Below are 2,448 nucleotides of genomic sequence, written 5' to 3'. Positions count from 1 at the left end.
GTTTTTTGTCATTAACCTGCACAGATTGTGAAGATAAACAAATAGCTTCAGTATCATTATAAGAGTAACGGCGAAGGTTGTCAAGTAGTTTTTTTGTTTCTGTTAGATGACATTATAGCTTTTTTCCACTGTTGTCTACCAGCTTTCTGTGTAGTGGAGTTGGTATCAGTATAAGTTGCTTGCAAATGTAAGTAACTTATACTTCTATGATGAACAATACAATACTACCAAGAAATTTCTACGAGCGGCCGACTTTGGTTGTAGCTGGAGAGTTATTGGGAAAAGTCCTCAAATTTTCCAACTTTAGTGGAATAATAACTGAAGTTGAAGCCTATATAGGAATGGATGATCCAGCCTGTCATGCAGCGCGAGGCTATACTGATCGAACCTCGGTAATGTTTGGTATGCCGGGGTTTTCGTACGTATACTTCATATATGGAATGTATTACTGTTTAAACATCGTAACAGAAACAGAAGGGTTTCCAGCAGCAGTATTGATAAGGGGATTGAAGCTCATTGAACCGCTTGAAGCAAATCTAGGTGGACCAGGAATACTGTGCAAAAGGTTGAATATTACCAAAGAACACAACAAACAAGACCTCACTATAAGCCACGAATTTTGTGTTTACGAATCTCACCTCAAATCAGATTACATTTGCACCCCAAGAATCGGAATTAGTAAAGGTAAAGAGAAATTTTGGCGATTTAAGGTTTTCTAACTTTGATGTTATTCTCGTGCTGCGCACGAGAATAACATAGAAAATACCTTAGTGGAACTCAACAAGTTTATCTATAGTCTTAGTAATGATTCTTGGAGTATCTGGAGAAACTTTTGAATTAAGCCTATTTAGTTGCTCTATAGCAGACTCACTATTCTCGTCTGTTATAAAATCACATAGAATGTTTTCTATACCCTTAGTAATGTTTTCGTACTTTCTCAAAGGATGATTGTGTGGATATCTATTAATAGTTTTGATGCTGGAATACTCAACAAAAGCTTGATCCTTAAAAGCAAGTTGTCTCAATTTCTCTTTGAGTTTTGCTTCTTCGTCTTGTGCTAAAAGGCTAGATTTTATCAGTGATTTTATAACCAAATTTATAGCCTGATGTATCTCAGAATGTACTACAACATTAATAGTATTTTCTCCTACTATGCAATTATAAATACTTTTCTTGCTCTTTAGCAACTCTATGAACATTCTGCTATTTTGAGAACTTAGCTCCAAATCCTTTTCACTCATAGGAGTTATTATGAAGGTGTTCTTATTTACTCTAATATTATACTGTGGAGAGCCCTCAAAAAGGGAAAACGCTATATCCTTAGATTCAAGTGCATTATTATATGCAGAAAAGAGAGTGTGTGCTATGACGTTGCTTGGCACCTTCATTCCATGTTTACTCAAGTGATGTAATACATTTTCAACATCATGATACGTAAAGCCTGAACTTTTCAGTAAATCAACACCCTCCACGTTGTTGTGTTGTTTATACTCTATTCTCACCCCCTCTGTAAAAAGAGTTTTTGCTGCTACGTGCTTATCAAGTACTGTAAAAATTTTGATGAAATTCTCCAAATCTTGTTTGTCGATTAGTTCAATACTAATTAAGTCCTTGCTAACAATTGAAATATTTTGTGTCATTTTCGCTCACTACAAAACTAACTAAATGAATTGTATTTTTAATCCATTAAAATTTGTTTAAAATGAGTATACCAGCCCTTCATTCGTGCATTACATGACAGTAAAAGTAAGGAAAATCAAATAAAATCATCATGTGATGCTACACATTCTTCATACTCATCATTGCTGCTCGGGTAAGTTGTTACATCAGTTTTATCATAATTGCTACTTAACATATCATCTAACTTTCCTTCTCTTTCAAGGTCCATCAATTTGTCACATCCATCAATATGATGTATATAATTGCCATTTTCATCAGTAATAAAAATTTGCGGAACTGTTCTAACGTTATATTTTGACTTTATGTCATTAAACAAATCCGGGTTTTTAAGCACATCAATTTCTTCATATTCCACACCTTTTCCATCCAGCAACTCCTTTGCTCTCTTACAAAAAGGACAGTACTGCTTTACACATATTACAACCTTTCCTTTAATATTTTTCATGATTTATCTCCGTAGTTTATAAAATATAATTATTATATATAGAAACATATATAAGATATCAAATTGTATGAAAATTATTTATAATTGTGAGCAGGAGATAGAAAATAACGTAGCATTAACCTTTGGAAATTTTGATGGTGTTCATTTGGGGCATGAACTTGCAATTTCTATTCTAAAGAAAGTAGCGCAAGAAAGAGGATTACCCTCTGCAGTTTTAACTTTTGAGCCCCACCCATCAACAGTCTTATTTGGCAGAAACAACTTTAGATTGATAAACCAAGAACAAAAAAAAGAACTGATTAGCAGCTATGGTATAGATCACT

General features: G+C 33.8%; 3 protein-coding genes and 1 pseudogene. 2 read left to right on the top strand and 2 right to left on the bottom strand.

Annotated features, from left to right (window positions below; translation table 11 throughout):
* Positions 1-209 precede the first annotated feature (209 nt).
* Positions 210-719, top strand: coding sequence for a DNA-3-methyladenine glycosylase (locus GO685_RS04745; protein ID WP_175937795.1), 510 nt, complete (start codon positions 210-212; stop codon positions 717-719).
* A gap of 48 nt (positions 720-767) precedes the next feature.
* On the opposite strand, the gene GO685_RS04740 is transcribed toward GO685_RS04745, so the two are convergent.
* Positions 768-1,640, bottom strand: a complete 873-nt coding sequence (locus tag GO685_RS04740) for a hypothetical protein (RefSeq protein ID WP_175937794.1) — start codon at positions 1,638-1,640, stop codon at positions 768-770.
* Positions 1,641-1,756: 116 nt separating this feature from the next.
* Positions 1,757-2,125, bottom strand: a complete 369-nt coding sequence (locus GO685_RS04735) for a glutaredoxin domain-containing protein (RefSeq protein ID WP_175937793.1) — start codon at positions 2,123-2,125, stop codon at positions 1,757-1,759.
* Positions 2,126-2,192: 67 nt separating this feature from the next.
* On the opposite strand from GO685_RS04735, the pseudogene GO685_RS04730 reads away from it, so the two are divergent.
* Positions 2,193-2,448 (top strand): annotated as a pseudogene (locus GO685_RS04730) (bifunctional riboflavin kinase/FMN adenylyltransferase); the annotation flags it as partial.

It is taken from the genome of Wolbachia endosymbiont of Madathamugadia hiepei (assembly GCF_013366855.1).
In the GTDB taxonomy this organism is placed as follows: Bacteria; Pseudomonadota; Alphaproteobacteria; order Rickettsiales; family Anaplasmataceae; genus Wolbachia.
The sequence above is the reverse complement of the archived record's forward strand: the minus strand, read 5'-3'. Positions and strand labels throughout refer to the sequence as shown.